7 protein-coding genes and 1 tRNA gene are annotated in these 10,353 nt (G+C 53.1%); 4 read left to right on the plus strand and 4 right to left on the minus strand.

From position 1 onward, the window contains the following. The first annotated feature begins 225 nt into the window (after nucleotides 1-225). Both AC2D8U_RS06915 and AC2D8U_RS06920 read left to right on the plus strand, forming a co-directional pair. Nucleotides 226-483, plus strand: a complete 258-nt coding sequence (locus tag AC2D8U_RS06915) for a hypothetical protein (protein ID WP_484618326.1) — start codon at nucleotides 226-228, stop codon at nucleotides 481-483. Nucleotides 484-540: 57 nt separating this feature from the next. Then, on the plus strand, nucleotides 541-1,005 hold the full coding sequence (locus AC2D8U_RS06920; protein WP_484618327.1) for a Mut7-C RNAse domain-containing protein: 465 nt from the start codon (nucleotides 541-543) through the stop codon (nucleotides 1,003-1,005). A gap of 95 nt (nucleotides 1,006-1,100) precedes the next feature. Here the strand turns inward: AC2D8U_RS06920 and AC2D8U_RS06925 are convergent. Next, nucleotides 1,101-1,191 (minus strand) — tRNA-Ser (locus AC2D8U_RS06925). Nucleotides 1,192-1,410: 219 nt separating this feature from the next. Between AC2D8U_RS06925 and AC2D8U_RS06930 the strand changes: the two genes are divergently transcribed. Continuing rightward, entirely contained in the window at nucleotides 1,411-2,808 is a 1,398-nt protein-coding gene (locus tag AC2D8U_RS06930) for a DEAD/DEAH box helicase family protein (RefSeq protein WP_484618328.1), read from the plus strand. Further along, a complete protein-coding gene (locus tag AC2D8U_RS06935) occupies nucleotides 2,802-3,998 on the plus strand; it encodes a DUF790 family protein (RefSeq protein WP_484618329.1) in 1,197 nt (398 codons plus the stop codon). The genes AC2D8U_RS06930 and AC2D8U_RS06935 overlap by 7 nt, the downstream gene beginning before the upstream one ends. Before the next feature lie 268 nt (nucleotides 3,999-4,266). On the opposite strand, the gene cspE is transcribed toward AC2D8U_RS06935, so the two are convergent. The 3 genes from cspE to AC2D8U_RS06950 form a co-directional block, all read right to left on the minus strand. Continuing rightward, nucleotides 4,267-4,479 carry a transcription antiterminator/RNA stability regulator CspE gene (gene cspE / locus AC2D8U_RS06940; RefSeq protein WP_484618330.1) on the minus strand — a complete coding sequence of 71 codons (213 nt, stop codon included), beginning with the start codon at nucleotides 4,477-4,479 and terminating at the stop codon, nucleotides 4,267-4,269. A 1,392-nt stretch (nucleotides 4,480-5,871) separates the two neighbouring features. Next, on the minus strand, nucleotides 5,872-8,391 hold the full coding sequence (locus tag AC2D8U_RS06945; protein ID WP_484618331.1) for a hypothetical protein: 2,520 nt from the start codon (nucleotides 8,389-8,391) through the stop codon (nucleotides 5,872-5,874). Continuing rightward, on the minus strand, nucleotides 8,388-10,055 hold the full coding sequence (locus AC2D8U_RS06950) for a hypothetical protein (RefSeq protein WP_484618332.1): 1,668 nt from the start codon (nucleotides 10,053-10,055) through the stop codon (nucleotides 8,388-8,390). Before AC2D8U_RS06950 ends, AC2D8U_RS06945 begins: the two co-directional genes overlap by 4 nt. Nucleotides 10,056-10,353: the final 298 nt, after the last annotated feature.

Here is a 10,353-nt window from a genome sequence, read left to right on the forward strand (position 1 = left end):
CCTTGGCAAGAAGTGGCGTTGAGATCCAGTTTCCTTTCGGGCCATCGTCAGGCTGACGTTTTAATACCTCAAATTTCCATAACCCTGTCCCCACCACCGAAACAATTTCGAGAGCCCCATCACAACCTGACAAATCCCCCAGAATCCTGGTTCACAACACTGGTACATTTTGCGCGCCAAGATCACTGATACCCTTCATCACGAAACCGAAACAGGAGAGGCGCGATGGAATATGACATTGAATTTCTGGCCTTTATCCTGGTGATGGTGCTACCAGTGAAGGTCCTGCCGTGGCTGATGATCGCAGCCATGGCGTTCAAAGGTTACAAGCAGATGCGAGAAAAGCGCGCCGAACGGGATCGTCAACGCCGGATGGCCGCCTTGGCTGAGCGTCGCGCACCGAAAAAAGAGCTGACTCCCACAGGCCGCGCACCGATCTCGGCCGACGATATCCGCAACTCACGCCTAGGTCGAATGAACTGAGCCGTCACCTGCGACGCTGCCAGATCTGGCGCAGGATGCCTTGACTACACTCAGCGGATGAGTGCTCAACATTTCCTCGCCGATGCCATGCTACTGCGCCTTGCCCGCTGGCTGAGAGCCTTGGGCTATGACACCCTGGATTGTCCCGGCTGGAGTGACAGAGAGTTGGTTGCCCGTGCCAATGCCGAGCACCGCTTGCTATTGACCCGAGATCGTACATTGCTGCGCGAGTTGCATCCCCATGGTGCCCTATTGATCCATTCACAACGCCCCCTGGAACAGCTACAACAGGTCATTAGCCAGTGCCAACTCGCCCCCGTTCGGCTCACATTTGACCGCTGCCTGCTGTGCAACACCTGCCTGGCTGTGTCGACCGCCGAACAGCCCCTTCCCGACTACGCCAGTCACCGTGCCGGTGCCCCTATGCGATACTGCCCCAATTGCCAACGTCACTATTGGCTTGGCAGTCATGGAGCTCGAATGACAAACACTTTGAAACAGGCCGGTCTGTTGCAGAGCTAAACACCCATTCAGGCACGATGGCCAGGCTGTTATTGTCACAACGAGTCACGAAAAAGCCCGCACCATCTTAACGATGGTGCGGGCTCTTCTTTATATGGCGGAGGGATAGGGATTTGAACCCTAGAGGGGCTATAAACCCCTGCCGGTTTTCAAGACCGGTGCATTCGACCACTCTGCCATCCCTCCAGCGGTTACGCATATTAGGGCAGCAGCCATTGCCTGTAAACCCACAACAAAACCAACTGAAGCAGAATCCGCCACAAATCGCTGATTAATCCACCAAAGTCTTTTCACTTGCCCAATATCCGCACACCTGCACCCCCCGCTTGCCGGTAGCAAAAGGTCAGTAGAAAGATCAGTAAGAACATCTGCTATGATGCCGTTTTCCAATGATCTCTCCCGACCATGAAGCTGAACTTCGATGCCGGCTCACTGCTGCTAAGCGGTGACACCTCTATGCTTGCGTCCCACCGCATCGACCACCTGGTCTTTGACGGTCGCGTCGACGCCTGGCGCGCCCCGGCCTGGGCCTACAGCAGCCTCAAACAGCAGTTGCTCACCCAGTGTGAGTTCGACGATGAGGTCTTCAACACCACGCCATTAACCGTGCCTGAGCAGCTCGAATTCACCCTTCGGGACTACCAGCAGCAAGCAGTGGACAGCTGGCTGGCCAACAAGGGGCAAGGCCTGGTTATACTGCCCACCGGCGTCGGCAAATCCCTTGTTGCGGTCGAAGCGATCCGTCGCTGCCGGGTCCCGGCCCTCATCGTCCTGCCTACCATCGATCTAATGGTGCAGTGGGCCACCCAGCTGGAACAACACTTTAAGCAACCCATCGGGGTATACGGTGGCGGCAGCAAGGATCTACAGCCCATCACCGTCATCACCTACGATTCCGCCGTTTTGATGATGGAATACATCGGCGACCGGTTCCCCTTGATCATCTTCGACGAATGCCACCATCTTCCCGGGACGGTCAATCGCCAGGCGGCCGAGCTGAGCCCTGCCCCTTACCGCTTGGGTCTGACTGCCACGCCGGAGCGCAATGACAACGGCGAGCACCTGCTCCACCGCCTGATCGGTGAGGAGATCTACCGCCGCGACATTCACGACTTCGATGAGGGCGTGTTGGCCCAATACGACACCTTGGTGATCGAAGTGCCGATGAATGCCCAAGAGCAAGCGACCTATCAGGAAAATCGGCAGCAATACCTGGATTTTGTCCGTCACCATAGGATCAGCTTCTCCTCGCCCTATGGCTGGAGTCGATTCCTGAGAGCCTGTGCCCAGGCACCGGACGGTCGGGAGGTGCTGCAGGCCTATCGGACACAAAAGGAGATCGCCGCCGCCAGCAGCGCCAAGTTCGACCAGATCTGGACGCTGCTCAATCAACATCGCGGCGAGCGCATCATCCTCTTTACCGCGCTGAACAAGCTGGCCTACGAGATCGGCGAGCGCTTCCTGCTGCCGGTGATCACCCACCACACCAAGGCTGCCGAACGTAAGCGTTACCTGGATCTTTTCCGCCAGGGCGAGTTGACCGTACTGGTCACCAGCAAGGTACTCAATGAGGGGATCGATGTGCCGGAAGCCAGCGTCGGGATCATTGTCTCGGGCTCAGGCTCGGTGCGGGAGCATGTACAGCGCCTGGGCCGGATCCTCAGGCCCTCTGCCGACAAACAGGCCCGTCTCTACGAGCTGATCTCCGCCGGCAGCTCCGAGCAAAACGTCTCCCAGCGCCGGCGCCAACACCAGGCCTACGAACCCGCCCCACACAACCCAACCCAGAGATCGGGATGCTGACCAAAGATCTGCTGTCATACAGCCTTAAATCCACACGGATCCTTCCCAACTTTGTCGACGTCGACGATCCCCAGTTACTGCTGTTTGCCGAGCGGCTGCTGAACCTGTTTGACCAGGGAATAGGCCAGACCCGGGAAACCCTTGAGTCTGAGGCCGGACTCTATCTGCAGGGTCAAGAAGACCTCAAATTCGCCAAAGGCCTGTACAAGGTCCTGATGGACCATGCCGATTTCACTCTGGCCGCCGAGGATGCAGGAGCACGCCGCGACGCCATCTTGAGGGCCGCTGCCGCCCAGCTGAAGCAGCCAGAACCACAAACCCTGACGCAATACCGCGACGCGGTGGAGACGCAAAGCCAGCAGGAGATCGACAGCCTCCTGTATCCGGATCTTCCCGCCTTCGAACAGCTAACCCGGATCAAAAGCTTTTCGCCCCGGCGGCTGTTGCAACGCTACAACATGGCCCAGATCCAGGCCCTGCTGCTGTCGACCCAATCCCTGACCCTCACCACTAATGAAACCTCGGCAGCGCAGCTGCGCCGTATATTTAAATGCCTGAAATTCTTTCGCCTGCTGGCCGAGCTCAAGCAGAGCAAGGATAAGACCACAGTTGTGATCGACGGCCCACTCTCCATAATGGAGGGCTCGAGAAAGTACGGGCTGCAGATCGCCTCCTTCTTTCCCATCATCTGCCTGTTAGAGCAGTGGCAGATCAGTGCCAAGGTTCAACCCAAACGCGCCATTAAAACCCTGAAACTGGATGAGAGCAGCCAGCTGATCAGCCATTACCGCCATATGTCTGCCTATGTGCCCGACGAGGTCAAGCTGTTCGCCAAGCACTTTGCCGACACGGTCGAAGAGTGGCAGTTTGTCGCCGAGTCGCCCTTCCTCAAACGTCCCAGGGGCCGGCTGATCTTTCCCGACTTCACCCTGCAACACAGCTCCGGGGTGACCGTGTATCTTGAGATCTTCCATCGCTGGCACCGAGGTCCACTCACCCAACGCCTGGAGGAGCTGGAAAAGATAAAGGAGCCCCTGATCCTGGCCATAGATCGCACCCTGCTCAAGGGCGAGTGGCAAGAGTCACTGGAGTGCCTGGATCCCAGCCGCCACTTCCTTTTTCGGGAATATCCGGCGGTCTCAAGCCTGAAAAAGACCCTGGATACCTATCTGGGCACAATCAAGGATTAGAGATCCCGTCGTTTTTGCTAGCTGGAAAGGGTGGAGTCACGGCGTTCGACCAACACGAAGCCCTCCGCTGACCTCGTCCAAACACGGTTAGACAAAGAGGGCGACCAGGAGCGATACAGGGGTTAGGAGCAATACCGGGGGAAAAGCAGGTTGAGATAGGAGGAAGGTTTGATGCTACAGAGGAGCCGGAAAGTGAAAAAAGTGACAAATTTCAGACAAAAAAAAGCGCAAGCGGTCGTTAAACCCCTTGCGCTATCTTTGACGAAGTTTAGATAGCAGTTACGTTAGCTGCTTGAGGGCCTTTCTGGCCTTGCTCAACTTCGAAAGATACTTTTTGGCCTTCAGCCAGAGTCTTGAAACCGTCGGAAACGATAGAACGGAAGTGAACGAATACGTCAGCACCACCGTTGTCTTGGGTGATGAAACCAAAACCTTTCTCTTCGTTAAACCACTTTACGGTACCAGTTGTTTTGTTAGACATAATATGTCCCTTCTAAAAAAAATTAATAAACTCTATCGCGGTAATGCGATGCACTGAAGCTTGAATTATTAAATGTAACTGTGAAGCCAAGGGAAACACTATGAATAACAACGAAAAACGCAGACATCTAAGGCTTACTTTACTTGACGCTAATTAATAACTCTGAATCTCAGAGCACGACGAATGGTACAGGGATCTGCGCAATAGTAAAAGGTTAATTTACAAAAGTTGGGCGAAATCTTTCCTCCCCTTCGTTCGCGAAAAAACTCTCCTATGCCTTACCGGCTAAAAAATGGGCAAATTTTGAGCATTGCGCCCTGGATGAGCGCGGGCCTGCGACCTTACGTCTATGCCCGAACGAACCCCACCATCCCCCCGGCAGGGAGCCTGATGCAGGTTTATAGGGGCAAGCTCGCCGCCCGAGACGGACAGGAGCAGGAGGAGTGTTCGGCGGTACAGGCAGGCGATGATAGACCGCCCCATGCTGGATCGCCCCCACCTCCCAGTCATTTCCCCCCCGGCTTCACAAACACCAATCCACCTGATTAACCACCAACCCAAGCTGAATCCACCTCGGAGACAGTGATCAAAATCCAGCAACCTGCGCATAAGATAAGCATTGCCGGTCGGTTAGGCTGGCTCTGTTGGCCCACCCGAGGGATGCGAACCCGACCTTGCGCAGATGGAGCACTTAAACAGCCTTCCTGGCTCTGGCACTGTCGCAGTGATTCAACCTCGTGCGGAGAGCTAAACTCTCTAAGCCGCTTTGAGGCGCATCACTGCGACTCCCCTCCCACCAAAAAACCAATACCCAGATCAGAACCCTGCCCCTACGACCCACAACACTCTAGCCATCGCGCCCTAGCGATACTCAATCCCGCCAAGCACGCGGCACAAAGCGCACCAGAGCGTTCGCACAGGAGTCAGGACAGGGTTTCAGGATAGGGATAGGAAGTGGCTATAAGCCCTAAGAGCAGCGCAGAGATGGACAGGCTGATGCAGCAGGGAGGAAAGCGAATTCCTCACGCATTCACCACTAATTCGCCGAGCAGCAGACACAAAAAAACCAGCGCTAGGCTGGTTATTTGTCATTCCGCACAAGACGGTAATGGTACCCGAGGCCGGACTTGAACCGGCACACTCTAAGAGCGAGGGATTTTAAATTGAACCCAATTTCTCTATGCGCGTCATAGAGATCCGCCAACCTCGCAGCAACAACCGCAAACAGACCATAACGCACAAGGAAATCTGACTCAAACGCTGCGCCACCGAACTGCCGCCGACTCACAGCCTAGCGTAAGCACATCACTGAAGCCCGCAGCAGGCAAGGGTTTCAGCGATTACCCACAGAGAAGGTGACTACACTTTTCGTCAGCCGATTCAATATAACGGTCAGTTGAAAATCGGCCTTCGCTCGCTCTTAGCGTTGATGCCAACATCAAATTTGATATGCATGCGCGACCGTAAAAAACGCCTTTCAGAGGTTGGAGTCGCAACGGTTGCAAGCCGAAGCAGATCCCGATCTTCGCCCACGACCAACAGATAGCTAGGTACCGCTGCATCCTTCCGTGATACCAAGCCATAACCGTCAGCAATCTTCGGCCACGCACTCCATTCAAACTGCATGACCCGCTGCAGCCACGCTAGCGAATTGGGATCATTACCGATCAAACCACGAGCCGTATCCAAGGCAATAGAATCCCCCATCAGAGACTGAGCCAAAAAGAGCCAACAAGCATTGCTCCAATGCACCCTTTGGCGCTCAGGCTTGCTGTATGACAGGGGCGGCATAGGTTGTACGCCCAACTGAATCTTGCTGCCTAACCAAACCAAATACCCCAGTAAGTGCCCCCAATCCTCTGTCTGCTGCACCTCTGCTACTTCCGCCCAAACATCACTAGTAGGACTTTCTGTCATCAGCTCAGTGCAAAGGATACTAAACAATTCTTCCAAAGCCTCATCAGAAACAGATACTGCCAACTTGTCGTTACGAAGAAGCCCTACAACCAGAGAAAGGACGCCTAACGCAGCGATCGTACCCTGTTTCATCTGTCTGGCCTTGGCTTCCGGGCGCTCTTCGTCAACCTGACACTTAACGGCTTGTTGCAGGAACCCAGATAGTCTTTTGATGATGTGAGTAAGACGTTGCTCACAGAGTGCAATAACCGCTTTGGCTTGGTCGGTTGAGGTCTCAGCCTCCTCACCATCGTCTGAACCAATGAGCTCCTCTTCAGTCCGCCCCAGAGAGTCCTCAATGCTTGAGTGATGAGAGGAAGAAACCTGCTGACGCATCAACGCGCTCAACGTTTGAAACAATAGGTCTATATCATTAGCCATTTGCATACGACGTCTCGAATCACTGTCAAGACCCAGCCAAAGTTCGGCATTCACCAAGAGGCTTTCTGCCTCCGCGACCTGCTCCTCTTTGTCTGCTCTGTCGGTTTTGGCTTTCATCTGAACGGGCTTGTTTGTCTCAAGATTCAGCAGTTGGTTAAAAATCTTACCCCAAAGGCTCAAGTCGGGCGCATCAGTCCCCAGAGAACCAAGCGCTTGACGAACCATGCGTTCCGTTCCAGTTGCGCTGTTCTTTTCGATTTCAGCCTCAAATTGAATGAGTACTCTCGCTCCAAGGTCTCCATCCACGAGAACAGTCAAACAACGCTGGCTATCGATATGTGCCCTATCGACACACAGAAGCCCTGCCTCCTCGCGGAAAGGGACTGTTTCCCAATGACCAAACTGACCACTGTAAGCCAATTGCACAGGCTGACTAAAATGCCCTTTTAAGTCGATCCACACAGCACCAGCATCAAGAGTAAAGGTGGCCATGAAACAGCGGACCGATTCTTTCGCTTCTTCATATACCGAAGCAGACTCCGGCAGTTCCATCACGGTCTCAGCGTCATCAAGCTCTGACAGTCCCATGTCGGAAATCGCATCTTCAGCACCGCTGCCCCAGCGCACCAAAACCGCTTCGGCATTTCTCGGGCCATCTAGGTTTAGCCATGCTGGAGCTGACAAATTGGCACTTCCCGAAACCAAAACCTGGCCATCCTCACCAGTAACGGCGATGACCTTGGCATGAACATAACCATCAATACTGTCTCGGTTAGCTGCGGCATTAAGGCACCCGCTGTCGACCACCCTGGCACCCTGAATACCGGTTAGAGCCAGAGGGGCCTTCACCTTATCAGGCTGAACACCCAAAGTTATCTTCGCGTCGCCTAAGTCAGTGAGCTTACGCACTACCGAAAGCTGAGCATCAAAGAATGGGGAAACGGCCCGAACCTCGATACAAGGTGTGGGGATGTACGGTGTCAATTGCTTCCAAAGAGTCGGCTTCGAAAAAGAGCTGAAAATGAAAACACTTTCTGTAGCGCCCTGTTCATCATCAGCATTCAACCATGGGCTGAACTCTTTTGCTTTTAACAGTGAATTTTCAACTTGCTCAGGCAAATCGTCTGATTGATAGTCGCCCAGCCAAGTCACAAATGCTTCATAGGTCTGACGAAATATCGCTGCTGTTTGAGGTGACTTCTTCCTATCAAATCGAATGACATTTGTGACCTCAAGATTTCTGCCGAATCCAGATTGAGTGATGTTGTGACTGCCAACAACCAGCAGTCCCTTATCCCGACCCAACAGCATCATCACTTTAGGATGAAAGCTGCCTCCACAATGCATTGGGGCCAAACTGTAATACCAACCTGCCCACTTAGGTGGCCGATGCTTTAGCGACTGATTTAACATCCCTGCATCGACGAGCACCACGTGATGACTGATACCCACTGAGCGCATGCGACGCAGTAGAACCTCTTCGTAGAAAGGGAAATCGATATTGAACGAAGTCATCAAGCAACTTTCGTAACCGCCGCTTCTGAGTTCGTTATACAGGGAAACAGTTCCGCTCATACGACCTCCCTCACAAACCGCCAGCCTCTCTCACTGAGTTGATACCCAGCACTACAGTTAGCCAACAAGCCAAGATCCCTCATCGCATTGAGAGCCTGGTAAAAACGAGGGCTTGTGTGGACAGCCGGTGAGGCGTATTCAACCTCTAATCCTGTGTCCCCCTGACGGAAACGAAAAGTATCGTTACTCTGTTGACTCAACTTGCGAATAGCAACTCGCTGATGAGCATCCAAACAGAAATGCCGACAGAGATTAGCCAGAACGGTTGCAGGAGAAGACCTTGATGCCTCCCTTTCGAGAAACTCCCTTATCGTGTTCAGATTCGCCGGATAGTAACTAAGCCAGTTTGATTCAAACTGGTGTAGGTCATACCCTTTAGCGTTCTCCGAGCGCGTATACAACGCAGCAACAACGCTTAAGCAATCATCAATAAGTGCTGTCACTTCAACCTGTGATAGGTTGCCACGACCTGTAGCCTGAACAATCCGTTCCATACAGCGGAACTCGTGTTTGTCATCTCTCCACCTTTTCAGGGGCGGCAGATGTTCTGCCTTAGCTTCGAGCCATTCCAAAAAAGTGCTTGAACCTGCCCCCATAAGCACGTCAAATCCGGCACCCTCTGTCCAAAACCACTCACTCATTGCTTCTGTCGACATAAAGTTGGGCAAGTGCCACTGCGCTCGGTCCAGCAGAGCAAAGAAAAGACCTTGCAGAGCGATCGCAAGCATCTCGCTGCGATGATACGACTTCCACAACCTTTCGACCGTATCTAGGGATGTGTATCCTTCGAGACTCTCTGCGTAGCTGACTCCACGGAAAAAACTGACATCAAAAACACCTTGAGAATCTTCTGGATTCTCCCTGCTCGCCCTATCAGCTAACAGGGCGAGATATACCAGTGACTGCGCCCTGTTACGAGTCATTTGAAGCTCTACCTCGGGCATGTCCTTATCCGGATAAAAGGCTGACCAACCGCGTGAAAGCAGCGCAATTAATGCCTCTGCCTCCACCTCCGCTGACTTCAGGTGGCAAAAGCAAAATGGTGCAAGCTTATCCAAAAGTTCATCATTCACCTGGTCATCAACCAACGCATCTAAGAACAATTGACCCGGCACATGTTGATCAAAAGCTGATGCCAGTCTCTCCCCTGTTTCCCTTACCACTCTAGCCTGCGAGGGGTTTTCCCCCTTCATCAACCCGAGACTGAATAGCGTTCCATAGTAGTACTGCCCAAATCCCCCGTTGGGATTTTTGAAGTAACGGTTAGGATTTTCGGCTTTGTTGGCATAAGTTGAGAGTGTAACGGTCTCACCTTCGCTAATGAGAACAATGGCCTTCTCCATCGCGACATTACCAACCATTGCTCCAATGTGGAGCGACTCATCCCCTCCCGCATACCGGTGCCGCTGTGCGATCAGGGTAAGAAGACACTCTGCTCGCCGAAGCTTCGTCTGGACCTGTTCGTTTTCACGCCAACCTCGCTGTTCGAACTGAACCAATAACCAAGGGTAAAAACTGTAATAACGGATGCGATCGGTAACGTTTGTTACACCGGGCAAGAGTTCGCTGTATATCTGTATACAAGGGGCCTGGACACCTAGGAAGTCCAGCCCTTTCGTCTGATAAGCGGGTTTAAGCCAAGATGTAGAAATAGACGTGGACATTATTCAGGCACTCCATTGCAACTTGTGAGGGGTATTTCAACAGCACGAACTAGGATGATCCCTTCAACCCGGCAGTCCAGAAACATCGCCCAGAGCATTTCCTCCGTTTACAAACGGTCTACTCAGGTTCGCTTCAGCAAAGCATTTAGCCAAGCCTCTTCCCAATAAAGCCAATTATCCTCGGTTACCCAAGTCCCAGCAATCTCCAGACCACCAATCTCAGCAATCAAAGCTATCAGACCAGCCTCGTTCAGATCGGTAAACTGACAGCTGTCCTTCTCATACTCCTGCAGCCCAT

The organism is Ferrimonas sp. YIN67, from assembly GCF_057219095.1.